The organism is Xanthomonas indica, assembly GCF_040529045.1.
In the GTDB taxonomy this organism is placed as follows: domain Bacteria; phylum Pseudomonadota; class Gammaproteobacteria; order Xanthomonadales; family Xanthomonadaceae; genus Xanthomonas_A; species Xanthomonas_A indica.
In genome coordinates, this window is the sequence record NZ_CP131914.1 from 1,471,310 (window position 1) to 1,496,268 (window position 24,959).

19 protein-coding genes and 1 riboswitch are annotated in these 24,959 nt (G+C 70.9%); of the genes, 16 read left to right on the plus strand and 3 right to left on the minus strand.

All coding sequences use genetic code 11. The features are described 5' to 3' along the window. The 4 genes from bcsB (at position 1) to Q7W82_RS06310 (ending at position 8,920) form a co-directional block, all read left to right on the plus strand. Positions 1–2,289, plus strand: a complete 2,289-nt coding sequence (bcsB, locus tag Q7W82_RS06295; protein WP_242160640.1) for a cellulose biosynthesis cyclic di-GMP-binding regulatory protein BcsB — start codon at positions 1–3, stop codon at positions 2,287–2,289. After that, a complete protein-coding gene (gene bcsZ / locus Q7W82_RS06300; RefSeq protein ID WP_242160641.1) occupies positions 2,286–3,452 on the plus strand; it encodes a cellulose synthase complex periplasmic endoglucanase BcsZ in 1,167 nt (388 codons plus the stop codon). Before bcsB ends, bcsZ begins: the two co-directional genes overlap by 4 nt. Next, positions 3,440–7,939: a cellulose synthase subunit BcsC-related outer membrane protein gene (locus tag Q7W82_RS06305; protein ID WP_242160642.1), complete on the plus strand. Its 4,500-nt coding sequence runs from the start codon at positions 3,440–3,442 to the stop codon at positions 7,937–7,939. Before bcsZ ends, Q7W82_RS06305 begins: the two co-directional genes overlap by 13 nt. A 465-nt stretch (positions 7,940–8,404) precedes the next feature. Continuing rightward, complete coding sequence (locus Q7W82_RS06310) at positions 8,405–8,920, plus strand: peptide deformylase (protein WP_242160643.1); 516 nt, start codon at positions 8,405–8,407, stop codon at positions 8,918–8,920. 175 nt (positions 8,921–9,095) lie between these two features. Here Q7W82_RS06310 and ettA read toward each other — a convergent pair whose 3' ends face one another. Further along, complete coding sequence (ettA, locus tag Q7W82_RS06315; RefSeq protein ID WP_017908418.1) at positions 9,096–10,757, minus strand: energy-dependent translational throttle protein EttA; 1,662 nt, start codon at positions 10,755–10,757, stop codon at positions 9,096–9,098. 138 nt (positions 10,758–10,895) lie between these two features. Continuing rightward, a complete protein-coding gene (locus Q7W82_RS06320; protein ID WP_242160644.1) occupies positions 10,896–12,341 on the minus strand; it encodes an MFS transporter in 1,446 nt (481 codons plus the stop codon). A gap of 223 nt (positions 12,342–12,564) precedes the next feature. On the opposite strand from Q7W82_RS06320, the gene Q7W82_RS06325 reads away from it, so the two are divergent. The 6 genes from Q7W82_RS06325 (at position 12,565) to ribD (ending at position 17,713) form a co-directional block, all read left to right on the plus strand. Next, the gene (locus Q7W82_RS06325) at positions 12,565–13,488 is read left to right on the plus strand and encodes a helix-turn-helix transcriptional regulator (RefSeq protein WP_242160645.1); all 924 of its coding nucleotides are present in this window, start codon (positions 12,565–12,567) and stop codon (positions 13,486–13,488) included. A 110-nt stretch (positions 13,489–13,598) separates the two neighbouring features. Next, positions 13,599–14,099 (plus strand): RcnB family protein, encoded by a 501-nt coding sequence (locus Q7W82_RS06330; protein ID WP_242160646.1) that lies wholly within the window; start codon positions 13,599–13,601, stop codon positions 14,097–14,099. A gap of 122 nt (positions 14,100–14,221) precedes the next feature. Then, positions 14,222–15,490 carry a serine hydroxymethyltransferase gene (gene glyA / locus Q7W82_RS06335; protein ID WP_242160647.1) on the plus strand — a complete coding sequence of 423 codons (1,269 nt, stop codon included), beginning with the start codon at positions 14,222–14,224 and terminating at the stop codon, positions 15,488–15,490. A 105-nt stretch (positions 15,491–15,595) separates the two neighbouring features. Further along, positions 15,596–16,126: a transcriptional regulator NrdR gene (gene nrdR, locus Q7W82_RS06340; RefSeq protein WP_010340907.1), complete on the plus strand. Its 531-nt coding sequence runs from the start codon at positions 15,596–15,598 to the stop codon at positions 16,124–16,126. A 4-nt stretch (positions 16,127–16,130) separates the two neighbouring features. Further along, positions 16,131–16,607 (plus strand): GNAT family N-acetyltransferase, encoded by a 477-nt coding sequence (locus Q7W82_RS06345; protein ID WP_242160648.1) that lies wholly within the window; start codon positions 16,131–16,133, stop codon positions 16,605–16,607. Further along, the gene (gene ribD / locus Q7W82_RS06350) at positions 16,604–17,713 is read left to right on the plus strand and encodes a bifunctional diaminohydroxyphosphoribosylaminopyrimidine deaminase/5-amino-6-(5-phosphoribosylamino)uracil reductase RibD (protein ID WP_242160649.1); all 1,110 of its coding nucleotides are present in this window, start codon (positions 16,604–16,606) and stop codon (positions 17,711–17,713) included. The genes Q7W82_RS06345 and ribD overlap by 4 nt, the downstream gene beginning before the upstream one ends. An 88-nt stretch (positions 17,714–17,801) precedes the next feature. Here the strand turns inward: ribD and Q7W82_RS06355 are convergent, their stop codons facing one another. Continuing rightward, complete coding sequence (locus Q7W82_RS06355; protein ID WP_242160650.1) at positions 17,802–18,425, minus strand: outer membrane beta-barrel protein; 624 nt, start codon at positions 18,423–18,425, stop codon at positions 17,802–17,804. A 218-nt stretch (positions 18,426–18,643) separates the two neighbouring features. Then, a riboswitch (FMN riboswitch) is annotated at positions 18,644–18,807 on the plus strand. 79 nt (positions 18,808–18,886) lie between these two features. On the opposite strand from Q7W82_RS06355, the gene Q7W82_RS06360 reads away from it, so the two are divergent. The 6 genes from Q7W82_RS06360 to Q7W82_RS06385 all read left to right on the plus strand — a co-directional run bounded on the left by Q7W82_RS06360 (position 18,887) and on the right by Q7W82_RS06385 (position 24,711). After that, on the plus strand, positions 18,887–19,498 hold the full coding sequence (locus Q7W82_RS06360; RefSeq protein WP_242160651.1) for a riboflavin synthase: 612 nt from the start codon (positions 18,887–18,889) through the stop codon (positions 19,496–19,498). A 106-nt stretch (positions 19,499–19,604) separates the two neighbouring features. Further along, positions 19,605–20,732, plus strand: a complete 1,128-nt coding sequence (gene ribB / locus Q7W82_RS06365) for a 3,4-dihydroxy-2-butanone-4-phosphate synthase (protein WP_242160732.1) — start codon at positions 19,605–19,607, stop codon at positions 20,730–20,732. 120 nt (positions 20,733–20,852) lie between these two features. Then, entirely contained in the window at positions 20,853–21,320 is a 468-nt protein-coding gene (gene ribH, locus Q7W82_RS06370) for a 6,7-dimethyl-8-ribityllumazine synthase (protein ID WP_048490538.1), read from the plus strand. Continuing rightward, the gene (nusB, locus tag Q7W82_RS06375) at positions 21,317–21,787 is read left to right on the plus strand and encodes a transcription antitermination factor NusB (protein ID WP_209032390.1); all 471 of its coding nucleotides are present in this window, start codon (positions 21,317–21,319) and stop codon (positions 21,785–21,787) included. Before ribH ends, nusB begins: the two co-directional genes overlap by 4 nt. Positions 21,788–21,919: 132 nt before the next feature. Continuing rightward, a complete protein-coding gene (gene thiL / locus Q7W82_RS06380; protein WP_242160652.1) occupies positions 21,920–22,894 on the plus strand; it encodes a thiamine-phosphate kinase in 975 nt (324 codons plus the stop codon). Between the two features lie 233 nt (positions 22,895–23,127). Further along, positions 23,128–24,711: a CocE/NonD family hydrolase gene (locus Q7W82_RS06385; RefSeq protein ID WP_242160653.1), complete on the plus strand. Its 1,584-nt coding sequence runs from the start codon at positions 23,128–23,130 to the stop codon at positions 24,709–24,711. Positions 24,712–24,959: the final 248 nt, after the last annotated feature.

Here is a 24,959-nt window from a genome sequence, read left to right on the forward strand (position 1 = left end):
ATGCGTTTCCCTGCCCTGGCTGCGTGCTGTCTCACGGTCCTGTCCGGCCTCGCCCTGGCCCAGGAGCCGACCCTTCCCGCCACCGCACCGGCGCCGGCCGCCGCCGCGACCGCCACGCCGCTGCCGTCGCCGGCCGAACGCGAGCGCTCGGCCACGCTCAAGCAACTCGGCGTGGACTACGAGATGACCCTGCGCGGCATCCAGGGCAGCGCCGGCATTCCCTTCAGCACCCGCACCGACGAAGTGGTGCAGGCGGCGAACCTGCACCTGGTGTACAGCTATTCGCCGGCGCTGCTGCCGGACCTGTCGCACCTGAAGGTCAGCGTCAACGGCGTCACCGTGGCGACCCTGCCGGTCAGCCGCGAGAACGCCGGCAAGCTGCAGCAGAGCGACGTGCCGATCGATCCGCGCCTGATCAGCGACTACAACCGGCTCAACCTGCAGCTGATCGGTCACTACACCCGCGACTGCGAGGACCCGGACCACACCAGCCTGTGGGCCAACATCGATCCGTCCACGCGGCTGTCGCTGACCGCCACCCCGCTGGTGCTGCGCAACGACCTGGCGCTGCTGCCGGTGCCGTTCTACGACAAGCGCGACACGCGCCGCCTGGAACTGCCGTTCGTGTTCCCGCAGCGCCCGGACCTGCCCACGCTGCGCAGCGCTGGCATCGTCGCCTCCTGGTTCGGCGCGCAGGCCGGCTACCGCGGCGCGTCGTTCGGCGTGGCCATCGGCGACGTGCCGGCCACCGGCAATGCGGTGCTGTTCGCCACCGCTGCGACCCTGCCGGCGGAACTGGCCGCGACCCAGGCCGGCTTGAGCGAGATATCCGGTCCGACCCTGGCGATGGTCGCCAACCCGCGCGATGCCACCGGCAAGCTGCTGCTGGTGCTGGGCCGCGACGACGCCGACCTGCAGCAGGCCGCCACCGCGCTGAGCCTGGGTACGCCGTTCAACGGCCCGGTGGCGCGCATCGGCGAGCTCAAGCAGGCGCAGCCGCGCAAGCCCTACGACGCGCCCAACTGGATCTCCAGCGACAGGCCCGTGCGCTTCGGCGACCTGGTCGCGCAGACCGCGCAACTGAATGTCAGCGGCTACCACCCCGACCTGATCCGGGTCGGCCTGCAACTGCCGCCGGATCTGTTCGTGTGGCAGCGCGACGGCATCCCGATCAACCTGCGCTACCGCTACACGGTGCCGGAGACGCAGAACAAGTCCGCGCTCAACGTCAGCATCAACGAGGCCTTCGTGACCACGCTGCCGCTGACCGGTCACGCCTACGCCGAGTCGTTGCCGCTGCGCTGGTGGCACGAGCTCTCGCCCAAGGGCGCGATGCCGGTGGAGCAGAAGCTGCTGCTGCCGACCGGGCCGTTCTCGGCCAACAGCCAGCTGCGCTTCCACTTCTTCTTCGACCGTCCGCAGGCGGAGGCGTGCAAGAACACCTTCCCCGACGTGTCCGGCGCGATCGATGCGGATTCCAGCGTGGACCTGCGCTCGTTCCATCACTACATGGCGATGCCGAACCTGGCCGCGTTCGGCAATGCCGGCTTCCCGTTCACGCGCCTGGCCGACCTGTCCGAATCCACCGTGGTGGTGCCGGACGAGATCGGCGATCAGGACATGGCCAACCTGCTGACTCTGCTCGGCCGGCTCGGCGCGTCCACCGGCTATCCGGCGCTGCGGGTGACCCTGATCCACGCCGCCGAGGTCGACAAGCACGCCGACAGCGACCTGCTGGTGTTCGGCAGCCTGCGCTCGCAGCCGCTGTTCCAGCGCTGGAGCGCGGCGCTGCCGATCGGCGACGGCGCCAGCGGACAGCGGTTTTCGATGAGCGACTGGGTGCTGGACAAGCTGCCCGGTTTCCTGTCGTTCGATCCGCGCCGCACCGACCTGCCGACCACCGCCGAGGTCGCGGTGAAGCCGGCGCCCGGCGACGTGGTGCTGATGGGCTTCCAGTCGCCGCTGAAGGCCGGGCGCAGCGTGGTCGCGTTGCTGGCCGAGGACCCGGCCAGCGTCGAGGACTTCTTCGACGCCTGGTTCGAACCGGCCACGCTGAAGGATTTCCAGGGCAGCGTGGTGCTGCTGCAGAAGGGCAAGGTGCGCAGCCTGGCCGGCAACCAGACCTACTACGTCGGCCACCTGCCGCTGCCGACTTGGGCGCGCTGGTACTTCTCGCAGCATCCGCTGCTGCTCGGCCTGGCGGTGGTGGCGCTGAGCGTGCTGCTGGCACTGGCCGCGCGCGTGGTGCTGCGCCGGCATTCGGCGGCGCGGCTGCAGGAAGGGCAGTGAACGCACACATCGGCCAACGCCGGCGCCTGCTCGGCGGCCTGCTCGCCGCCGGTGCGGCCACGCTGCTGCCGCCGGCGCGCGCCGCGCTCGCCGCAGCGCCGGCCTGCGCGCCGTGGCGCGAGTGGACCGCGTTCGTCGGCAAGCACCTCGATGCCGGCGGGCGGGTGATCGATTTCCAGCACGCCGACCAGCGCAGCACCTCCGAAGGCCAGTCCTACGCGCTGTTCTTCGCGCTGGTGGCCAACGACCAGGTGCTGTTCGAGCGCGTGCTCGGCTGGACCCGGCACAACCTGTGCGGTGGCCGCCCGCAGCAAGTGCTGCCGGCGTGGCTGTGGGGCCGCGCCAGCGACGGCAGTTGGCGCGTGCTCGACGGCAACACCGCCAGCGATGCCGACCTGTGGATCGCCTACGTGCTGCTCGAGGCCGGGCGCCTGTGGCAGCGGCCCGGCTACACCCAGGCCGGCCTGCAGACGCTGGCGCTGGTGCGGCGCACCGAGCTTGCCGAGTTGCCCGGGTTCGGCAGCATGGTCTTGCCGGCGGCCAAGGGCTTCGTCAAGCCGCAGCGCTGGACGCTCAACCCCAGCTACCTGCCGATCCAGTTGCTGCGGCGCTTCGCCGCGGTCGATCCGAAGGGGCCATGGGCCGGCCTGGCCACGCGCAGCGCGCGCCTGCTGCGCGACAGCGCGCCGGTCGGCTTCGCCCCGGACTGGATCGCCTGGAACGGCCGCGAGTTCGGCGTCGATCCGGACAAGGGGGCGCTGGGCAGCTACGACGCAATCCGCGTGTACCTGTGGGCCGGCATGCTCGACGCGGCCGAGCCGCTGCGCAAGGCACTGCTCGACGATCTGTCCGGCCCGCTGCAGCAACTGCGTGCGCAGGGCCGCCTCGACGAGAAGATCGACACCCGCCAGGGCGTCGGCAGCGGCCAGGCGCCGCCCGGCTTTTCCGCGGCCCTGCTGCCGTACCTGAGCGCGCTGCGCGAACCGGCGCTGCTCAAGGCGCAGGCGCAACGCATTCCCGCGCCCGGCGACGCCGCCGCGGCCCGGCTTCCCTACTACGACCGGGTGCTGATCCTGTTCGGCCGCGCCTGGCTCGACAACCGTTACCGCTTTTCCGCAGACGGCGCGCTGCAGCCCGCCTGGAGAACCCAATGCTCCGCATGAATTTCAAGCCCCTGTACCTGGCCGGCATGATCGACCTGTGCCTGCTCGCCGGCAGCGCACAGGCGCAGAACGCCACCGCCACCCAGCAACTGGTCAGCCAGGGCAACTACTGGCACGACCAGGGACGCGACGACCTCGCCGCCGACGCCTGGCGCAAGTTGCTGCAGGTCGACCCGAACCAGCCCGACGCGCTGCTCGGCCTGGCCCAGATCGATCTGGCGCAAGGCCGCCAGACCGACGCGCGCAAGCGCCTGGCGCAACTGCAGAAGGCGCATCCGCAGGCGCCGCAGACCCAGCGCCTGGTCATGTCGATCGGCGGTAGCGGTGGCAGCGGCGACACGATCGAGCTGCGCAACGCGCGCCGCGCCGCCGCCGCGGGCCGCTACGTGGATGCGGTGCGCGCCTACCAGGCGCTGTTCGACGGCAAGGGGCCGCCGGACGCGCTGGCGCTGGAGTACTACCAGGTGCTGGCCGGCACGCCGCAGGGCTGGGAGGGCGCGCGCGACGGCCTGCGCCGCCTGGCCGCCGCACAGCCGGACAACACCGCCGCGGCGCTGGCGCTGGCGCAGGTGCTGACCTACCGCGAACCGTCGCGGCGCGAAGGCATCGCCCAGCTCGCTGCGCTGAGCAAGCGCGCCGATGTCGCCGGCCCGGCCCGCGCCGCCTGGCGCCAGGCCTTGCTGTGGCTCAACGCCGGGCTCGCCGATGCGCCGCTGTACCAGGCGTTCCTGGCCGCCAATCCGAACGATGCCGAGGTCGCCAACAAGCTAGCGCAGGTGCAGGCGCGGCGCGCGCAAGGCGGCGGCGACCCGGCCGGCGAACAACTCGGTGAGGGCTTCAAGGCGCTCAACGCCGGCAACCTGGCGCTGGCCGAACAGCGCTTCGCGCAGGTGCTGCGCGCGCGTCCGCGCGACGCCGAGGCGCTCGGCGGCCTGGGCTCGGTGCGGCTGCGCCAGCAGCGCTTCGGCGAAGCGCAGGAACTGCTGCGCCCGGCCGCGGCCGCCAACGGCAAGTGGCGCAGTGCGCTGGACAGCGCGCGCTACTGGCTGCAGCTGCAGCAGGCGCAGGACGCACGCACACGCGGCGACAGCGACGCGGCGCTGCGCCTGGCCCAGCAAGCGGTCAAGCTCAAGCCCGAGGAGGCCGCCGGCTACGCGCTGCTGGGCGACCTGCAGGCGGCCAGCGACGCCGCCGCCGCCGAGAAGAGCTACCGCGAGGCGCTGCGTCTGCATGCCGACGACAGCGGCGCGCTGCAGGGCCTGATCGCCCTGTACAGCCGCCAGGGCCGCGCTAACGAGGCCAGTGCGCTGTTCGCCCGGCTCAGCCCGGCGCAACGCCAGCAGGCCGGTGGGGAGTCGGCATTGAAAGCCAACCTGCAGCGCGCCCGCGCGCAGCAGGCGCTGGAAGCCGGCGACACCGTCACCGCGCAGAGCGAGCTGGAGACGGCGATGGTCGACAACCCGGGCGATCCGTGGGTGCGCCTGGACCTGGCGCGGCTGTACCAGCAGGCCGGGCGTCCGGACCAGGCGCGCAGCGTCATGGACGGCCTGCTCGCGGTGCACGGCGACATGCCCGAGGCGCTGTATGCCAACGCGCTGCTGGCGCAGGAGCGCGGCGACTGGGCCACCGCCTACGCCAGCCTGGAACGCATCCCGGCCACTGCGCGCACCGCCGAGATGCGCGCGCTGCGCAACACCGCCTGGGTCGAACAGCAGGCGGCACAGGCGCGCCTGCTGCAACAGCAGGGCCGCGGCGGCGAAGCACAGTTGCTGTTGGGCCGCACCGAGGCCGCGCTGGGCGATGCGCTGGAGCAGCCGGCGCTGCTGGCGGCGATGGCCGGCGCCTATGCCGACATCGGCAGCAACACGCGCGCGCTGACCCTGGCGCAGCGCCTGGTCGCACAGAATCCCTCCACCGAGTCGCGCCTGCAGTACGCCGGCGTGCTGCTGCGCGCGCACCAGGACGCGGAACTGGCGGCGACCCTGCGGCAACTGCGCGACAGCGACATGAGCGCCGAGCAGCAACGCCGCTACCAGGCGCTGCGCAGCGGCTACGTGCTGCGCCAGGTCGATGCGCTGCGCGAGCTCGGCAACCTCGAAGCCGCCTACGACGCGCTGGCGCCGCTGCTGGCGCAGCAGAACCAGGATCCGCAGGCGGTGGCCGCGCTGGCGCGGCTGTACGCCGCCGCCGGCGACCAGCGCCAGGCACTGGTGCTGTACCAGCAGCAACTGCAGCAGTCGCCCAACGACCTGGACACGCTGATCGCCGCGGCCAACACCGCCGCCGCGCTGCGCGACCTGCGCAGTGCCGAGGACTATCTGCAACGTGCGCTGGCGCAGGCGCCGGATTCGCCGCAGGTGCTCGCCGCCGCCGGCCGCGTGTACCGCAGCGCCGGCAAGAACCGCAAGGCCGAGAGCTACTTCCGCGCCGCGCTGGCGGCGCAGGCGCGCGAGGCCGGCCAGTACGACAACGGCCTGCCGGCGGCCAATGGCCCGGCGTCCTATGCCGCCGCCGGGCGCCCGCTCAATCCCTTCGCCGGCATGAACGGGCGCATGCCGCGCAGCGCCGCGGTAGTGTCCGACAGCCTCGGCGGCGGCCTGCCGGCGCCGGCCTACGCGGCGTCCCCGTTGCCCGCATCCGCGTCGGCCGTGGCCGCCGGCGACGACCTGCCGCCGCTGGCCAGCGCCAGTGCCACCGGCGTGGCCCTGGCCGCATTGCCGGTGCCGGGCCAGCGCACGACCACGACCACCCGCACCGCACCGCGCGCGCTGCCCGGCGACGATGGGCTGCTGGCCGCCGCGCCGCGTGGGTCCCTGCGCCAGCCGCCCGCAGCGGCCGCGTCCGTCGGCGGTTCCAGCGTGCTCGACGAGTTGCGCGAGGTGCAGGCCGAGAACAGCGACAGTCTCGCCACCGGCGCCAGCTACCGCGCCCGCGACGGCGAGGCCGGCCTGGGCCGGTTGCGCGATCTGGAAGTGCCGCTGCACGGCGAGTTCGCGGTGGGCGAGGGCAAGCTGCAGGTCGATGTCACCCCGACCCTGCTCGATGCCGGCACGCTCGGTACCGGCTACGCCACCGCCAGCCGTTTCGGCGCCGGCCCCGCCGCGGCGATGGGCGATGCCCTGGCCGCCGACCGCACCCCGATCGACAGCCTGGTCGGCAGCGACCTGTATCAACTGCTGCTCACCGAGGGCAACAGCAACGCCACCCGCAACGCGTTGCGCACCTATGCGGTCAACACCGGGCTGTACAACAAGCTGTTCAACGATACCGACCCGGCGCTGACCAATGCGCAGCGCGAGGCGGCGGCGCTGCAGGCGCTGTACGCCGAACCGCTGTCGGCGTTCCTGCTCGGCAACACCGCCGCCGACACCGCGATCGGCACGCTGGCCAGCGCCATCCTCGGCGATGCCTCGCGCAGCGCCGACCTCAGCGCCGCCGACATCGCCCGCTTCCGCAACCTCGCCGCCAACCCCACCGCCGCGGCGCTGACCCCGGCCGGCTTCAGCCAGGCGCTGTACACCATGGCCGCCAACGGCAACGGGGCGCGGCGCATGGACCAGGACGCGCGCGGCGTCGGCATGGCGGTGACCTACAAGAACGGCGGTTTCAGCGCCGATCTGGGCAGCACGCCGGTCGGCTTCCCCGAGCGCCGCATCGTCGGCGGCGTCGGCTATCGCGGCCAGGCCGGCGACAGCCTGACCTATTCGGGCGAGGTGTTCCGGCGTGCGGTCAGCGACAGCCTGCTGTCCTTCGGTGGCGTCGACGACGGCCGCGCCGGACTCGGCTGGGGCGGCGTGACCAGTAACGGTCTGCGCCTGTCGGCCACCCTCGACAACGGCCTGCTCGGCGGCTACGCCAGCGTCAGCGCCGATCGCCTGGTCGGCCGCAACGTCGCCGACAACGATCACCGCCAAGTCGACCTGGGCGTGTACGTGCACGCGCTGGACACCGAGAACCAGTCGCTGACCGCCGGCCTCAACCTGACCGCGATGCAGTACGACAAGAACCTGGGCGGCTACACCTACGGCCAGGGCGGCTACTTCAGTCCCCAGGACTACGTGGACCTGGGTTTCCCGGTGCACTGGAGCGGGCGCACGGCCGGGCGCACGGTCAACTGGAGCGTGGACGCCAGCGTCGGCGTGCAGCATTTCCGCAGCGACGACAGCCCGTACTTCCCGACCAGCGCGCAGATGCAGCAGGCCGCCTACGACGCTGCCTCGCTGGCCGCGTTGCTGGGCCTGACCGACCGCTACGTCGCGCCGGTCTATGCCGGGCAGAGCAAGACCGGCATGTCCTACAACATCGCCGGCGCGGCCGAATGGCAGATCGCCCCGCAACTGTTCCTGGGCGGCCGCCTGCTGTTCAACAACGCGCGCGACTACAGCCAGTTCAGCACCAACCTCTACGTGCGCTTCGTGCTCGACCGGCTCGGCGCCGGCCTCGGCCGCCGCCCGCAGGTGCTGGCCTCGCCGTACGTGCCGGAGTAGGGGGCGCGCCGCGCGGATGCCGGCGTAGGAGTCGACTGTCATGCAGCCGACAAGCGAAGCCGAAAGCCGACCGACACCCTCCGTCGTCGGGACTGAAGTCCCTCCCACAAGGATGCCCAGTTCATCCCTGTGGGAGCGACGTCAGGCGGGCGTCACGTGTGGACATCCGTCTCGGCGGATGGCCCACGGCGATGCGGAACCACGCGTGACGGTACGCGCAATACGTTGGCTGGGTGCACTGTGGGAGGGACTTCAGTCCCGACGCATTGCGCCATCGGGAAGCGCGCCACGTCGCGCGTCGCGGCTGCACGACGGTTCACTCCTGTGGCATTTCGCCAGCGCTTTGCCGCAACGCAGGGGTTGCACCGCGGCGGGCCGCAGTTGGGGCAGGCGATGCCGCCGCCCCTCTGCACACGCCGCCGCCACGGCGGATAATCGCGGCCATCCCCGCACAGGAGTTCGCACATGATCCGCGACATCATCCGCATGGGCGACCCGCGTCTGCTGCGCCAGGCGCCGCCGGTTACCGACTTCGACAGCGCGCAACTGCACGCGCTGGTGGCCGACATGTTCGAGACCATGGACGCCGCACGCGGCGTCGGCCTGGCCGCGCCGCAGATCGCGGTGGACCTGCAACTGATGGTGTTCGGCTTCGAGCGCAACGCACGCTATCCGGACGCACCGCCGGTGCCGCGCACCGCCCTGGCCAATGTGGTGATCGAACCGTTGTCCGACGAGCTGGAGGACGGCTGGGAAGGCTGCCTGTCCATTCCCGGGCTGCGCGCGGTGATTCCGCGCTACCGGCACATCCGCTACCGGGGCGTGCTGCCGGACGGCACCCCGCTGCAGCGCGAGGCCGAGGGCTTCCATGCCCGCGTGGTGCAGCACGAGCACGACCACCTGATCGGCCGGCTGTATCCCTCGCGCATCCGCGACTTCGACAAGTTCGGCTTCGAGGACGTGCTGTCGTACGCGTTGTAGCGCAGGATCGACATGCTTTTCGTAGGAGCGGCTTCAGCCGCGACCGGGCGTTACCGGGAACACCCGGTCGCGGCTGAAGCCGCTCCTACGGCAGCGCCGATCACCGGCAAATCCCAAAACGCACACGGCCCGCGCGAGGCGGGCCGTGGCGGGTGCTGCACAAACGTGCTGTGGCTTACTTCAGCGCCTTGAAGCGCAGGCGCTTGGGGCCGGCGTCGTCGCCCAGGCGGCGCTTCTTGTCCTCTTCGTACTCGCGGTAGTTGCCCTGGAAGAACTCCACGTGCGAGTCGCCCTCGAAGGCGAGGATGTGGGTGGCGATGCGGTCCAGGAACCAGCGATCGTGCGAGATCACGAAGGTGTTGCCCGGGAACTCCAGCAGCGCGTCTTCCAGCGCGCGCAGGGTTTCGATGTCCAGGTCGTTGGACGGTTCGTCGAGCAGCAGCACGTTGCCGCCCTGCAGCAGGGTCTTGGCCATGTGCAGGCGGCCGCGCTCACCGCCGGACAGCGAACCGACCATCTTCTGCTGGTCCTGGCCCTTGAAGTTGAAGCGGCCGATGTAGGCGCGCGACTGGATCTCCACGCCGTTGATGTTGAGGATGTCCAGGCCGCCGGAAATCTCCTGGAACACGTTGTGGTTGCCTTCCAGTTTGTCGCGGCTCTGGTCCACGTACGACAGCTGTACGGTCGGCCCGACCACGATCTCGCCCGAATCCGGCTTCTCCTGCCCGGTGATCATCTTGAACAGCGTCGACTTACCGGCACCGTTGGGGCCGATGATGCCGACGATGGCGCCCGGCGGGATGATCATCGACAGGTTGTCGATCAGCAGGCGGTCGCCGAACTTCTTGGAGACGTTCTTGAACTCCATCACCGAGTTGCCCAGGCGCTCGCCCGGCGGGATGAAGATTTCGTTGGTCTCGTTGCGCTTCTGGTAATCGACCGACTGCAGTTCGTCCAGGCGCGCCAGACGCGCCTTGCCCTTGGAACGGCCGCCCTTGGCGTTCTGCCGGGCCCACTCCAGTTCCTTCTGGATCGCCTTCTGCCGCGCCTTCTCCTGGTTCTCTTCCTGCTTCAGGCGCTCGTCCTTCTGCATCAGCCATTCGGTGTAGTTGCCCTTCCACGGAATGCCGCGGCCGCGGTCCAGTTCCAGGATCCACTCGGCGGCGTTGTCGAGGAAGTAGCGATCGTGGGTGACCGCGACCACGGTGCCGGTGTAGCGCGCCAGGAACTGCTCCAGCCACTCCACCGATTCGGCGTCGAGGTGGTTGGTCGGTTCGTCGAGCAGCAGCATGTCCGGCTTCTGCAGCAGCAGCCGGCACAGCGCCACGCGGCGCTTCTCGCCGCCGGACAGGTTGGCGATCTTGGCGTCCCACGGCGGCAGCCGCAGCGCGTCGGCGGCCACGTCGAGCTGGTTCTCCAGGGTGTGCGCATCGCCGGCGGCCAGGATCGCCTCCAGGCGCTCCTGTTCCTTGGCCAGCGCGTCGAAATCGGCGCCTTCCTCGGCATAGGCGGCATACACCGCTTCCAGCGCGGCCTGCGCCTGCAGCACTTCGCCCACGCCTTCCTCGACCGACTCGCGCACGGTCTTGTTCGGGTCCAGCTCCGGCTCCTGCGCCAGGTAGCCGACCTTGGTGCCGGGCTGCGGACGCGCCTCGCCTTCGAAATCGGTGTCCACGCCGGCCATGATCTTCAGCACGGTGGACTTGCCGGCGCCGTTGAGGCCGAGCAGGCCGATCTTGGCGCCGGGGAAGAACGACAGCGAGATGTCCTTGATGATCTGGCGCTTGGGCGGCACGGTCTTGCTGACCCGGTTCATGGTGTAGATGTATTGCGACATGGCGGCTCCAAAGGCGCAGGGCGCCCGCCGGCCGGCGGCCGGAGGGCGTCGAAAGGGATGGCGGATTATAGCCGGACGGCCGCCGGCATTCGTTGCCGCGCGGTGGCGGCAGCAGACGCGCGGGCGATGCCGCGCGGCCTACTCGGCGATCGGTGGCAGCGCAGCCGTGGTCGCCGTTGACGAGGCGCCCGCGCGCCGTTGCCGGCGCAAATAGAACAGCGCGCAGATCACCAGCACCAGCATCGCCAGCCATTCGCTGTGCAGGGCGGCCTGCATCGCGGCCAGGCTGCCGCCGCCGCGGGCGTGCGCATAGATGGTGCCCAGTGCCGCCGGGCCCAGGCCCATGGCCGCCTGCAGGATGGTGGAGAGCATGGCGCTGCCCGCGCCGGCATGCGCGGTGGGGACCTGGGACAGGCCGATGCGGTAGAAGCTGGCCACGATCCAGGCCTGGCCGGCGCCGATCAGCGCCGTCGCCGGGGCCAGGTTGCGCGCGCCCGGATGCGGCCACACGGCGTGCAGCGTCCAGCCCAGCGCCAGCAGGCCCAGCATCTGCACCAGACAGCCCAGCAGCAGCGTCGGCAGCGGGCCGCAGCGCGTCGCCACGCGGGCGCTGACCAGTGCGGAGGCGAAGTAGGCCGCCCCCAGCACGATGAAGGCGTTGCCCGACTGCAGCGGCGAGAGACCGGCGCCGGTCTGCAGGGTCAGCGCCAGCACGAACATGAAGCCGCTCCAGCAGGTGAAGAACACCCCGCCCACCAGCAGCGCAAAGCGCACGCTGGGCAGCCGCAGCAAGGCCGGTGGCAGCAGCGGGGTCCGTCCGCGCCGTTCCTGCCACAGTTCCACCCGGGTCAGCACCACCAGCAGCGGCAGGCAGGCCGCCAGCACCGCCAGGCACGCCGGCGGCCAGTGCAGCGCCGGGCCCAGCGCCAACGGCAGCAGCAGGCACGCCAGGAACAGCCCCAGCAACCCGGCGCCGGCCAGGTCGGGCGGCATCCGCCGTGCCGCGCGGGTCTCCGGCACGGCGCGCAGGCAGGCCAGCGCCAGCACGCAGAACGGCAGGTTGATCAGGAACACGCTGCGCCAGCCGGAGCCGCCGATGTCGGCGCTGACCAGCGATCCGCCCAGCACCTGGCCGATGACGAAGGCGATGCCGCCCAGCGAGCCGTACAGCGCCAGCGCCCGCGCGTGCGCCTTGCCGTGCAGGCTGACGTGGATGGTGGCGAGGATCTGCGGCACCGCCAGCGCCGCGCCCAGCCCTTGCAGCGTGCGGCCGGCCAGCAGCGCGCCCACCGAGCCGGCCACGCCGCACAGCAACGAGGCCAGGCCGAACAGCAGCACGCCGGCCCCGAACACGCGGCGCCGGCCCAGGTTGTCGCCGAGCCGGCCGCCCGCCGCCAGGCCCACCGCGAAGGCGACGCCGTACACGGCCACGATCAGTTCCAGTTGGGTCGCCGACGCGTGCAGCGTGTGCGCGATCGAGCCGAGCGCGACATTGAGGATGGAGAAGTCGATCAACGGCAGCATCTGCCCGATCAGCAGGATGCCCAGGCCGCGGCGGCTGAGGGTGGGGGCGGTGGTGGACATGTCGGACGTGGGGGAGGCGGGGGAGGTCATGGCGCGCAGTATGGAAGCCAAGTAAACTGGTACAAGGACTCATTTATCCTGGTACTGGCGGTGCCTCCCTGGCATCCCGGGCGGTCGCCTCGGCACCGCATCCGGCAGGCAGGCGCAACACGGGGGCGCAGCCTCCGGCCATGCGTCGGCACGGCACCGTTGGTCACGTGCGGACCGCAACGCGGAGAAGACGATGCAACTGGACCTCGCGCATTCCACCCCCACGCCGCAGCGGGCGGCCGCACCTGCCGCGTCCGGCCCGGCCCTGGCCAGCGAGCGCGCCCGGGCGCTGGGCGCCTTCCTCCGCGCGCGCCGCGAGAGCCTGGATCCGGCGCGCCTGGCGCTGCCGCGCGGCGGCAGGCGGCGCACCCCGGGCCTGCGCCGCGAGGAGGTGGCCTTGCTCGCCGATGTCGGCGTGACCTGGTACACCTGGCTGGAACAGGGGCGCCCGGTGCGCGCCTCGGCGCGTGTGCTGACCGCCATCGCCCACGCCCTGCAGTGCTCGGAGGTCGAAACCGCGCACGTGCTGGCGCTGGCCGGGGTGGGCGGCACGACCGCCCTGGCGCCGCCGCCGTGCGAACGGCTGACCGGCACCGCGCGCATGTTGCTGGACCAGCTCGGGCCGTGGCCGGCGATGCTGCAGACCCCGCGCTTCGACATTCTCGGCGCCAACCCGGCCTTCCAGCGCCTGATGGGCGTGACCCTGACCGACCTGCCAGACGCCGACCGCAATTGCGTCTATCAGGCCTTCACCAATCCGCGCTGGCGCGATGCGCTGCTCGATCGGCAGGACGTGCTGCAGCACATGGTGGCGCTGTTGCGCGCGGCGATGGCCGAGCACCTGGGCGAGCCGGAATGGGAGGCCTTGCTGGCGCGCTACCGTGCGGCCTCGCCCGAATTCGATGCGCTGTGGCGGCAGCGGCGCGAGGTACGGGGCGTGGAGAACCAGCTCAAGCGCTTCCGCCATCCGACGGAAGGCGAGTTGCGCCTGCACCAGGTCAACTGGTGGTCGGCGCCGCGTAACGGCAACCGCCTGGTGGTGTATTTGCCAGCCGATGACACAGCGCAGGCTGCGTTGTTGCGCCTGCACGCGCAGGCCGGAAATGCCGCTGGATGAACGCTTTCCTAGCCCGATCCGGCAAGCTGAATACGTAACCGATTCCAGCAGGAGACGGTTCAGACGAAAACGGCCTAAATGCAACCGCCACACCACGTGACGGAGTTGCCATGAACATGAAACGCATTGCCACAATTGCCCTCTCGTCCGCGCTGGCGCTGGGTTTCATGGCGCCACCCGCGTTCGCCTGGGGTCCGGGCGGCCCGGGCCCCGGTTGGGGTCCGCCGGGTCCTCCGGGGCCGCCGCCTCCGCCGCCGGGCCCGGGTCCGCGAGACCACGGCTGGTACGACCGCGGTTACCGCGACGCCGACCGCGAGCGCGACTGGCGCGACCGCGAGCGCGACCGCCGCGATGCCCGTCGCGCCTACGACCGCGGCTACCGCGACGGTTATCGCAATGGCCCCGACGTCGTCTACTACCGCCCGGGCCCGCCGCGCTGGGCGCGCGGCCAGCGCTACTACGGCCCGAACTACGTGGTCTACGACTACGACCGCTATCAGGTCCGGCGCCCGCCGCACGGCTACCGCTGGGTGCGCGACGACACCGGCAACCTGCTGCTGGTCGCCATTGCCACCGGCGTCATCGCCGACCTGGTGCTCAACGGCCGCTGACCTCGGTTGCAACACCGGCGAACGGCCTCCTTCGGGAGGCCGTTCGCGTTTTGGTTCGCCCTCGGGCGCGCGCGGGGCTTAAACTAGTCGTCTGCCTTCTGTCCATGCCCCCTGGAGACCCGATGTTCCCGCGCGACGCCCGCATCGAAACCTACGATCCCGAACTGGCCCGCGCCATCGCCGCCGAAGCCGGCCGCCAGGAAGACCATGTCGAGCTGATCGCCAGCGAGAACTACTGCAGCCCGCGGGTCATGGAAGCGCAGGGCAGCCAGCTCACCAACAAGTACGCCGAGGGCTATCCGGGCAAGCGCTACTACGGTGGCTGCGAATTCGTCGACGTCGCCGAGCAACTGGCCATCGACCGGGTCAAGCAATTGTTCGGCGCCGACTACGCCAACGTGCAGCCGCACAGCGGCTCGCAGGCCAACCAGGCGGTGTACTTCGCGCTGCTGCAGCCGGGCGACACCATCCTCGGCATGTCGCTGGCGCACGGCGGCCACCTGACCCACGGCGCCAAGGTCAACGCCTCCGGCAAGCTGTTCAACGCCGTGCAGTACGGCGTCAACGACCAGGGCCTGATCGACTACGACGAGGTCGAGCGGCTGGCCCTGGAGCACAAGCCGAGGATGGTGGTGGCGGGCTTCTCCGCCTACTCGCAGGTCATCGACTGGGCGCGTTTCCGCGCCATCGCCGACAAGGTCGGCGCGTATTTCTTCGTGGACATGGCGCACGTGGCCGGCCTGGTCGCCGCCGGCGTTTATCCGACCCCGCTGCCGCACGCGCACGTGGTCACCTCCACCACCCACAAGACCCTGCGCGGCCCGCGTGGCGGCATCATCGTGGCCAGTGCCGCCGGCGCCGGCGACACGCTCGAGGACCTGTCCAAGAAGCTGCAGTCGATCGTGTTCCCCGGCATCCAGGGCGGCCCGCTGATGCACGTGATCGCGGCCAAGGCGGTGGCGTTCAAGGAAGCGCTGGAGCCGGAGTTCACCAGCTACCAGCAGCAGGTGGTGAAGAACGCGCAGGCCATGGCCAAGACCCTGATCGCGCGCGGCTACAAGATCGTCTCCGGCGGCACCGAAAACCACCTGATGCTGGTGGACATGATCGGCCGCGACGTCTCCGGCAAGGACGCGGAAGCGGCGCTGGGCAAGGCCCACATCACCGTCAACAAGAACTCGGTGCCCAACGACCCGCGCTCGCCGTTCGTGACCTCCGGCCTGCGCCTGGGCACCCCGGCCATCACCACCCGCGGCTACCTGGAACAGGACTGCGTCGACCTGGCCAACTGGATCGCCGACGTGCTCGACGCCCCGGCCGACGCCGCCGTGCTGGCGCGCGTGCGCGACGCGGTGACCGCGCAGTGCCGCAAGTATCCGGTGTATGGCTGAGCGGCGGGGATTGGAGATTGGGGATTCGGGATTGGGCGTAAGCTCGGCTCCTGATGCTCCTGCTTTTTCCAATCCCCAATCCCCAATCCCCAATCCCAGCGCCTGATGCACTGCCCCTTCTGCCAGCACACCGATACCCGGGTGATCGATTCGCGCGTGTCCGAGGACGGCGCGACGATCCGCCGTCGTCGCGAGTGCGAGGCCTGCGGTGAGCGCTTCAGTACGCTGGAGACGATCGAACTCAAGCTGCCGACGGTGATCAAGAGCGACGGCGGCCGCGAGGCGTTCGATGCGCGCAAGCTGCGCACCAGCTTCGATCGCGCGCTGCAGAAGCGGCCGGTGGCCGAAGAGCAGATCGAGGCGGCGGTGCGTGCGGTGGTGCACCAGCTGCGCATGTCCGGCGAGCGCGAACTGCCCTCGATCCGGGTCGGCGAGTACGTGATGGCCGAGTTGCGCAAGCTCGACCACGTCGGCTATGTGCGCTTCGCCTCGGTGTACCGCAGCTTCCAGGACGTGGCCGATTTCCGCGAGGAGATCGAGAAGCTCGAGCGCGAGTTGCCGGTGGGCAGCGAACAGTTGCCGCTGCTGGACCTGGTGCGCGCGGCCAAGCCGGGCGACAAGACCGGCAAGCGCTGAGCGCATGCGCATCGTCTGTCTGGCCGAGGCGGCGCAGCACATCCCGGCGCTGGCGCAGGAGCATCTGCAGGCCTTCGGTCCCCTGTTGCCGGAATGGAACGTGGTGGAGGCCGAGGCCGACCTGCGCAGCCACCGCGACGAACGCCGCATCCCCACCAGCTGGATCGCCCTGGACGGCGAGGACTGGCTGGGGTCGGTGAGCCTGCTGCAGAACGACGACGCGCGTATCCGCCAGTTATCGCCCTGGTTGGCCACGCTGTACGTGCGGCCGCAGGCGCGCGGTGCCGGCGTCGCCGCCGCCCTGGTCGCGCACTGCGTGCAGGCCGCCGCGCGCTTCGGCGTGCAGTGGCTGTATCTGTATTGCGAGCCGGTGCTGGTGCCGTTCTACGAGCGCCTGGGCTGGCAGCGCCACGCCGACCTGCCGCTGGGGCTGCTGCACGTGGTGGTGATGCGCATCGACGCCGGCGGCGGTGCCGCATGAGCGATCCGCAGTCGCCCGGATTTTCCGCCGACGACCATCGCTGGATGGCGCAGGCCCTGCGCCTGGCCGAGCGCGGCGCCTACACCACGCGGCCGAACCCGATGGTCGGCTGCGTGATCGTTCGCGATGGCGCGGTGGTCGGCGAGGGCTTCCATCAGCGCGCCGGCGGGCCGCACGCGGAGGTGTTCGCGCTGCGCGCCGCCGGCGAGCGCGCACGCGGCGCCACCGCCTACGTGACCCTGGAGCCGTGCGCGCACTACGGACGCACTCCGCCATGCGCGCTTGCGCTGATCGAGGCCGGCGTGGCGCGGGTGGTGGCGGCGATGGCCGACCCGTTCCCGCAGGTCAATGGCGGCGGCTTCGCGCTGCTGCGCGAGGCCGGCATCGCGGTGCAGGCGGGGTTGATGGAGGCGCAGGCGCGCGCGCTCAACCGCGGTTTCCTGTCGCGGGTGGAGCGCGGCCGCCCATGGCTGCGGATCAAGCTCGGCGCCAGCCTAGACGGACGCACCGCCCTGGCCAGCGGCGAATCGAAATGGATCACCGGTCCTGCCGCGCGTCAGGACGTGCAGCACTGGCGCGCCCGCGCCGGCGCCATCCTCACCGGCGCCGGCACCGTGCTGGCCGACGACCCAGCGCTGACCGTGCGCCTGGACGCGGCGACTGAGGTGATGCCGCCGCTGCGCGTGGTGCTGGATGCGCACCTGCGCAGCCTGGCCCAGCCCAAGGTCCGCGACGGCAGCGCACCGACCCTGTACCTGCATGCGCCGGACCGCGCGCCGCCGATTTTGGATCACGCGGCGTTCGCCACCGTGCCGCTGCACGACGGCCGCTGCGACCTGCATGCGGCGCTGCGCCTGCTCGCCGAACGCGGCATCAACGAGGTCCAGGTCGAAGCGGGGGCGACGCTGAGCGGCGCACTGCTGCGTGCCGGCCTGGTCGACGAACTGCTGGTGTACATGGCGCCGCTGCTGTTGGGCGACAGCGCTCGGCCGCTGCTGGCCGGGCTGGGTATCGACACCATGGCGCAGCGCCTGCCGCTGCAGCTTGCCGACGTGGTGCAAGTGGGACAGGACCTGCGCTTGCGCTATCTCCCGGCAGCGGGCTGAGTCCGTCGACAAAAACGCATAAACGCAAAGGGCACGCCGGCGGTGTATGCCGGCGTGCCCTTGTGCGCGCAAGGCGCCGCGCCTTGAATCAGAAGCTGGCGCGCACGCCGACCTTGTACTGGTTGGCGTCATCGATGTATTCGATTTCGCCGATCATGCCCCAGGTGCGAGTGAAGTTGATCTGGCCACCGAGGTTACCGACGAACTTGCCTTGGTCCGCATCGCTGCCGTCGATGTAGCCGGCCTTGATCCAGGCTTCGGTCCGCGGCGAGGGCTTGCCGCGCAAGCCGAGATTGACGGCGCCCAGGGTGCTGGAATCGGATCCGCGACCGAGACGCACGCCGTCCTCGCGCAGGTCGGCTTCGGCCTTGATCCGCAGCACGCTGGCGTCTGCGATGAAGTCGACGCGCTCGGTCATTTCCTGCCGGTAGCCAATGCCCAAGTTGGCATGCTGCACGGTCACCTTGCCGCTATACACTTCGGACAGGACGAAGTCCTTGCTGCCGCGCTGGTAGCCGGCGAACACATACGCCGGCTCGCCGATCTGCCAGGAGCCGCGCAGGTAGCCGCCATTGATGTCCTCGGAGGATCCGTCGACGTTGATCTCGGTGCGGTTCCAGCCGCCTTCGACATAGTTGTAGCTCAGGCCCTCGGCCGACGCAGCAAAGGGTGCGGCCGCCAACAGGGCAGCCAGGATCAGGGTGTTGCGCATGGGTGGTGCTCTCCGAATGAATGGCAGTGTCATTGCCCTGTTGCAGGGCGGACACGAACGACCTCTCTGTCGTCATCTGCATATTAACAAATATTTCACATTGCTGTCTTGGGAGCGGGGACATCGCGCGATGCAGTGTCCTGCCCTGGTTGCCAGTGCGCGCCGGGTCTGCGTGACCACGCCTGCTAGAATGCGCGGGCCGGTTCGCCGGCGACCACAAACGTCTTCAGGGCGGGGTGCGATTCCCCACCGGCGGTAGGTGCGTTCGCGCACGAGCCCGCGAGCGCTTCCCGGCGCAGGCGCGACGCGCCGAATCGGGAAGGTCAGCAGATCCGGTGCGATGCCGGAGCCGACGGTATAGTCCGGATGAAAGAAGACGGCCTACGCGCAGCCTCGCGGCTGTGCGCGTGCCTGTTTGCCTTGTGGCGTTTTTCGCTCACCCCATTGCGAGAAACGTAGCTATGTTCACCGGAATTATTGAAGGCGTCGGCCATCTCGCCGCACGCCAGCCGCAGGGCGGCGATCTCCGCTTCACCTTCGCCACCGGCAGCCTGCCGTTCGCCGACGTGCGCCTGGGCGAGAGCATCGCGGTCAACGGCGTGTGCCTGACCGTGATCGCCTTCGACGCCGCCTCGTTCCAGGCCGACGCCTCCACCGAGACCCTGGCGCTGACCACGCTCGGCCGCCTGGCCGAGGGCGCGGCGCTGAACCTGGAGCGGGCGATGCGCCCCAGCGACCGCCTCGGCGGGCATCTGGTCAGCGGCCATGTCGACGGGCTCGGCGAGGTGCTGTCGATCCACGACGACGCGCGCGCGCAGCGCTGGCGCTTCGCCGCGCCGGCGGCGCTGCTGCGCTACATCGCCAAGAAGGGCTCGATCTGCGTGGACGGGGTCAGCCTCACCGTCAACGAGGTCGACGCGGAAGGCTTCGAGGTCGCGCTGATCCCGCACACCGTGGCGCACACCGCGTTCGCGCAGACCGCGGTCGGCGCGGCGGTGAACCTGGAGATCGACCTGGTCGCGCGTTACGTCGAACGCCTGCTGCAGGGCCGCCAGGACCAAGCGCTGCTCTGAGTCCGGCCGTGCCGTCCTTCCGCCACGCTGCGCCGCCGTCTGCGGCGCGGGCGGCGCCTTCCGTCTTTCCGCGAGTCCCCGCATGTCGCCTTCCGTTACCCCGAGCCTGAATTTCGCCTCCGTCCCCGAGCTGCTGGAAGAACTCCGCGCCGGCCGCATGGTGGTCATCGTCGACGACGAGGACCGCGAGAACGAGGGCGACCTGATCATGGCTGCCGAGCTGGTCAAGCCCTCGGACATCAATTTCATGGTCACCCACGCGCGCGGCCTGGTGTGCCTGTCGCTGACCCGCGAGCGCTGCGCGCAGCTGGGCCTGGCGCCGATGGTCCAGCGCAACACCGCGCAGTTCCATACCAACTTCACCGTCAGCATCGAGGCCGCCGAGGGCGTGACCACCGGCATCTCCGCCTACGACCGCGCCCATACCGTGCGCACCGCGGTCAAGCCGGACGCCAAGCCGCACGACCTCAGCCAGCCCGGCCACATCTTCCCGCTGATCGCCCAGCCGGGCGGGGTGCTGACCCGCGCCGGCCACACCGAGGCCGCCAGCGACCTGCCGATGCTGGCGGGGCTGGAGCCGGCCGGCGTGCTGGTGGAAGTGCTCAACCCCGACGGCAGCATGGCGCGGCGCCCGCAGCTGGAGGCGTTCGCCCGCACCCATGGCCTGAAGATGGGGTCGATCGCCGACCTGATCGCTTACCGCCTGGCTACCGAGCACACCGTCGAACGCATCGACGAGCGGCCGATCGACACCGAGTTCGGCGGCTTCACCTTGGTCACCTACCGCGACCGCATCGCCCACGACCTGCATTTCGCCCTGGTCCGCGGCACCCCGGACGCCGAGACGCCGACCCTGGTGCGGGTGCAGGTGGAGAACCCGCTGGCCGACCTGCTGCACTGGCGCCGCGACGATTTCGGCGTGGCCGCCAGCGACGCCTTGCGTGCGATCGCTGCCGCCGAGCGCGGGGTGATGGTGGTGCTGTCGGCGCCGCGCGACAGCGAGGCGCTGCTGGCGCGGCTGCGCGCGCAGCCGGAGGCGGCGCATGGCAAGGACGTGGGCCAGTGGCGGCGCAACGGCGCCGGCAGCCAGATCCTGGCCGACCTGGGCCTGGGCAAGCTGCGCGTGCTCGGCACCCCGCGCCGGCAGATCGGCCTGGCCGGGTTCGGGCTGGAGGTGGTGGAGCATGTGGAGCCGGGAATCGGGAGTCGGGAGTCGGGAGTCGGTAAAAGCTGATCCCGCGCGATTCCTGCCGTTGGCGGTGACGCGACCTTCTGCACGGACCCCCGGACCGCTTTCCCGGGGCGCGGCCCCACCGCCTGCTAAACTCTCCCACCCCCTCAAGCTGCCACCGCCATGTCCCACTACGAAGGCGACCTCCGCACTCCCGAGTCGGCGCGTTTCGCGATCATCGCCAGCCGCTGGAACGCCCGCATCACCGACGTGCTGGTTGCCGGCGCGCGGCAGAGCCTGGCCGGCAACGGCATCGCCGAGGACGCGGTGGACGTGATCCGCGTGCCGGGCGCGTGGGAACTGCCGCTGGTCGCCGCACGCCTGGCCGCGGCCGGCAAGCATGCCGCGATCATCGCGCTGGGCTGCGTGATCCGTGGCGATACCCGCCACTACGAACACGTCGCCGACGGCTGCGCCGAGGGCCTGCTGCGGGTGTCGCTGGACTTCCGCATCCCGGTGCTCAACGGCGTGCTCGCCGTGGAGCAGGTCGAGGACGCCGAGGCGCGTGCCGGCGGCAGCCACGGCAACAAGGGCGAGGAAGCGGCGCTGAGCGCGCTGGAGATGGTCAACCTGCTGGAGCTGCTGCCGTGAACAAACCCGCTGGCCACAAGCACCACCCACGCCGCGACGGCGTCGATCCGGTCCTGCGTTCGCGTGCGCGCCGGCGTGCGTTGCAGGCGATCTACGCCTGGCAGATCTCCGGCGGCAACGCCCAGCACGTGATCGCGCAGTTCGCGCACGAGCAGGCGCACGAGATCGCCGACCTGGTGTACTTCGAGAACCTGGTCGAAGGCGTGCTCAAGCATCGCGCCGAACTGGACGAGGCGCTGGTCGGCTACCTGGACCGCACGGTCGAGGAAGTGGACGCGATCGAGCGCGCGGTGCTGCGCCTGGCCGCCTACGAACTGCTGCACCGCATGGACGTGCCGTACCGCGTGGTGATCAACGAAGCGATCGAGACCGCCAAGCGTTTCGGCTCCGAGCACGGCCACACCTACGTCAACGGCGTCCTCGACCGCGCCGCGCTGCAGTGGCGCGCGGTGGAGTCGGGCGGCTGAGAGGCCGGGAATGGGGAAACGGGAATGGGGAATGGCAAATGCAACAGCCATCCTCTTCCAGATCGCCGGCGTCCCGGCTCTCGCTCTTGCTTCTCACCATTCCCGACTCCCGATTCCCCATTCCCAGCTCCAATGCCCGAATTCGATCTGATCGAGCGCCTGCGCGCACGCAGTCGGGCGCGTGACGACCTGCCGCTGGGCATCGGCGACGATGCGGCCTTGCTGCTGCCGCCGGCGGGGGAGTTGCTGGCGATCACCACCGATACGCTCAATGCCGGGGTGCATTTCCCGGCCGAGACCGCGGCCGCCGACATCGGCTGGAAAACCCTGGCGGTGAATCTGTCCGACCTGGCGGCGATGGGCGCGCAGCCGCGCTGGTGCACGCTGTCGTTGTCGCTGCCGCAGGTCGACATGGCCTGGGTCGATGCGTTCGCCGAGGGCTTCTTCGCGCTGGCCGACGCGCACGGCATCGGCCTGGCTGGCGGCGACACCACGCGTGGGCCGCTGGCCTTGTCGGTCACCGCCATCGGCAGCGTGCCGGCGACGGCGGCGCTGCGTCGCGATGCCGCACAACCGGGCGACGAGGTCTGGGTGACCGGCCAGCCGGGCGAGGCCGCCGCGGCGCTGGCGCTGTGGCAGGCAGGCCGCCTGGACGTGACCACGCCGGCCGCCGATCCCCTGCACGAACGCCTGCGCCAGCGCTTGCTGCGGCCGACGCCGCGGGTGCAGGCGGGCGTGCGCCTGCGCGGCCTGGCGCGGGCCTGCGTGGACGTGTCCGACGGTCTGCTCGCCGACCTGGAGCACATCTGCGCGCGCAGCGGCGTCGGCGCCGAACTGGCGCTGGCCGCGCTGCCGGCGGTCGCCGCGCCAGCGGACGCGGATGCGGCGCAGGTGCATGCCTGGCAACTGGGCGGCGGCGACGACTACGAACTGTGCTTCACCGCCGACCCGGCGCAGCACGCGGCGATCGTGCAGGCGCTGCAGGCGGTGGGGGTCACGGCGACGCCGATCGGCCGCATCGTCGCCGGTCGCGGCATCGTGGTGCGCGATGCCGACGGCCGGCGGTGGCAACCGCCGCGCAGCGGGTACCAGCACTTTCTGAGCTGAGCCGCGTGGCCTGCGCGCGCGCCGGCCACGGGCCGCGGCGCCAGCACCGGTGTGCCGCGCGCCAAGGTCGACCGACACCCCCTTCCATACCGTGCCGCACTGCGGCGTGAACATCGCCCGTACCCGGTGGTACGGTCCGCCTGCCCGGCCCCGTGTCGAGCGCTTGTCACCGTTCTGGCAATACCGTTCCGGCAGCCGGCCATTCCGGTCCGGCGCCGCTTGGGAGGCAGTCCATGCGCATGTCCGTCTCACGTCGCATCGCCCTTGGCGCGATGCTGCTGGTGTTCTCCGCCGCCGCCGCCGCGGCCGGCTTCAGCAAGCAGTACCAGAGCATTTCCAGTTTCGATGGCACCAAGCTCGGCGCGCTGGTCCTGGTGCCGCAGGGGCAGGGACCGGGACCGTTCCCGCTGGTGGTGATGCCGGCCAGCTGGTCGCTGCCGAACTTGGAGTACGTGGGCCGCGCCAGCGAACTGGCCAACGACGGCTATGTGGTGGTCAGCTACACCTCGCGCGGGTTCTGGGATTCGCAGGGGCTGATCGACATCGCCGGAGCGCCGACGGTGGAGGACGTCAGCGCGGTGATCGACTGGGCGCTGGCCAACACCCCGGCCGACGCCAAGGCGATCGGCGTCTCGGGCATCTCCTACGGCGCCGGCACCAGCCTGCTTGCCGCCGCGCGCGACCCGCGGATCAAGGCGGTGGCCGCGCTCAGCGGCTGGGCCGACCTGCAGGCCTCGCTCTACGCCAACAGCACGGTCAGCCAGCAGGGCGTCGCCCTGCTGGTCGGTGCCGGCACGCTCACCGGCCGGCCCGGTCCGGACCTGGCGCGGATCACCGCGCACGTGGCGGTCGGCGACTACGACGGCGCGGTGCAGGGCTTCCTGCCCAAGGCGGCCGAGCGCGGGGTGATCAACGAGGTGCAGGCGCTCAACCGCAACGGTCCGGCGGTACTGATGGCCAATGCCTTCAACGACGGCCTGTTCCCGCCGAATCAGTACATCGACCTGTACAACCGGCTGAGCGTGCCCAAGCACCTGATGTTCAGTCAGGGCGATCACGCCACCGCCGAACTGCCGGGTGCGCTGGGCCTGCCGAACCAGGTGTATACCGAGGCCACGCGCTGGTTCGACCGCTACCTCAAGGGCCGCGACAACGGCGTGGACCGCGAAGCGCCGGTGCAACTGTCCACCCTCGGTGGCGACTGGCTCAGCTATGCCGACTGGAACAGCGTGCAGGCCGGCGCCACCCGCTACGGCCTGACGGGTCCCAGCGGCCTGCTGCTGCCGACCGGGGCGCTGACCAGCGGCAACAGCAGTGGCTGGAGCTACCGCATCGCCACCGGCGTGCCGACGCTGGCCGATTCCGGTGTGGTGCTGGTCAGTGGCCTGCTGCAGGGCTTCGGCCAGCCGGTGACGACCTCGATCCCGCTGGTCAGCCGCGCCGGTGCCGCGGTGTGGAGCGGCCCCGTGCTGTCCAGCGGCAAGCGCCTGGCCGGTGCGCCGTCGCTGCGGCTGACGGTGACCCCGAGCCAGTCGAACGTGTCGCTGTTCGCCTATCTCTACAGCATGGACGGGTCGGGTTCGGCGCAATTGCTCAGCCACGTGCCGTACACCTTGCGCAATGCGACGCCGGGCACGCCGGTCACCCTCGACCTGGCGCTGCAGGCGACCGCGGTCGACATCCCGGCCGGGCGCCGGCTGGTGCTGGTGGTGGACACCACCGACCCGCGCTACACCTCGGCCAGCCGCTTCGGCGGCACCGTGAGCTTCAGCTCGCCGGCGGCGACGCCGTCGTTCCTGAGTGTGCCGTTGCACTGAGGTAGTGCGGCGTTTCCCTTCTCCCGTCTGGAGAAGGGAAGGTGCCCCGCAGGGGCGGATGAGGGTACGGGCGAAGCCTGGGAGAGATAGGTCCGCGTGGCGCTTCGCGCGCCGTACCCTCACCCCAACCCCTCTCCCGATGGGAGAGGGGCTTTGAGCTTCTCCCTTCTCCCCTCGGGAAAAGGTGCCCCGCAGGGGAGGATGAGGGTACGGGCGCTGCCTCGCAGTGATAGGTTGCCGCGTGCGCT

Coding starts and splice junctions, on each gene's coding strand:
- nrdR (WP_010340907.1), top strand. CDS start 15,596: ATGCACTGCCCCTTCTGCCAGCACACCGATACCCGGGTGATCGATTCG.
- Q7W82_RS06330 (WP_242160646.1), top strand. CDS start 13,599: ATGAACATGAAACGCATTGCCACAATTGCCCTCTCGTCCGCGCTGGCG.
- thiL (WP_242160652.1), top strand. CDS start 21,920: ATGCCCGAATTCGATCTGATCGAGCGCCTGCGCGCACGCAGTCGGGCG.
- Q7W82_RS06355 (WP_242160650.1), bottom strand. CDS start 18,425: ATGCGCAACACCCTGATCCTGGCTGCCCTGTTGGCGGCCGCACCCTTT.
- bcsB (WP_242160640.1), top strand. CDS start 1: ATGCGTTTCCCTGCCCTGGCTGCGTGCTGTCTCACGGTCCTGTCCGGC.
- Q7W82_RS06320 (WP_242160644.1), bottom strand. CDS start 12,341: ATGTCCACCACCGCCCCCACCCTCAGCCGCCGCGGCCTGGGCATCCTG.
- Q7W82_RS06345 (WP_242160648.1), top strand. CDS start 16,131: ATGCGCATCGTCTGTCTGGCCGAGGCGGCGCAGCACATCCCGGCGCTG.
- Q7W82_RS06360 (WP_242160651.1), top strand. CDS start 18,887: ATGTTCACCGGAATTATTGAAGGCGTCGGCCATCTCGCCGCACGCCAG.
- glyA (WP_242160647.1), top strand. CDS start 14,222: ATGTTCCCGCGCGACGCCCGCATCGAAACCTACGATCCCGAACTGGCC.
- ettA (WP_017908418.1), bottom strand. CDS start 10,757: ATGTCGCAATACATCTACACCATGAACCGGGTCAGCAAGACCGTGCCG.
- Q7W82_RS06305 (WP_242160642.1), top strand. CDS start 3,440: ATGCTCCGCATGAATTTCAAGCCCCTGTACCTGGCCGGCATGATCGAC.
- Q7W82_RS06310 (WP_242160643.1), top strand. CDS start 8,405: ATGATCCGCGACATCATCCGCATGGGCGACCCGCGTCTGCTGCGCCAG.
- ribD (WP_242160649.1), top strand. CDS start 16,604: ATGAGCGATCCGCAGTCGCCCGGATTTTCCGCCGACGACCATCGCTGG.
- Q7W82_RS06325 (WP_242160645.1), top strand. CDS start 12,565: ATGCAACTGGACCTCGCGCATTCCACCCCCACGCCGCAGCGGGCGGCC.
- Q7W82_RS06385 (WP_242160653.1), top strand. CDS start 23,128: ATGCGCATGTCCGTCTCACGTCGCATCGCCCTTGGCGCGATGCTGCTG.
- ribH (WP_048490538.1), top strand. CDS start 20,853: ATGTCCCACTACGAAGGCGACCTCCGCACTCCCGAGTCGGCGCGTTTC.